Origin of the sequence: Agrobacterium sp. MCAB5 (genome assembly GCF_052114365.1) — a bacterium.
Lineage (GTDB): Bacteria > Pseudomonadota > Alphaproteobacteria > Rhizobiales > Rhizobiaceae > Agrobacterium > Agrobacterium tumefaciens.
Map to the genome: position 1 here is coordinate 1 of NZ_JBFREP010000372.1, position 362 is coordinate 362.

The window sequence follows — 362 nt, forward strand, 5'->3', positions numbered from 1 at the left end:
GAGCAGAACGACCGTGATGAGCAGGATGACCAGCGCGATCGGGCTTTTGAAGAAGACCGAAAGGTCGCCGTCCGACGCCACAAGCGTGCGACGGATGCCACGCTCCAGGATCGGGCCGAGGATCATGCCGAGCACCAGCGGCACAGGCAGGTAATCCAGCTTCATCATCAGGTAGCCGAGGATGCCGAAGCCGATCACCAGCCCCACTTCGAACATCGAGTTGTTGATGCCGAATATCCCGAAAGCGATGATCGCGATTACGGCGGGGAACAGGGAACTGGGGCGAACGAAGGCACAGGTGGCAAGCACCGGCGTCAGCACAATGGTGATCGCCACCAGCGCCAGGTTTCCGATGTAGAAGC

The 362-nt window shown here is 60.2% G+C and carries 1 protein-coding gene; it reads right to left on the bottom strand.

Annotation, left to right across the window (positions count from 1 at the left end):
- Positions 1–362 (bottom strand): tripartite tricarboxylate transporter permease (locus AB4Z23_RS29085; RefSeq protein ID WP_441361386.1); only part of this gene is annotated, 362 nt, incomplete at both ends.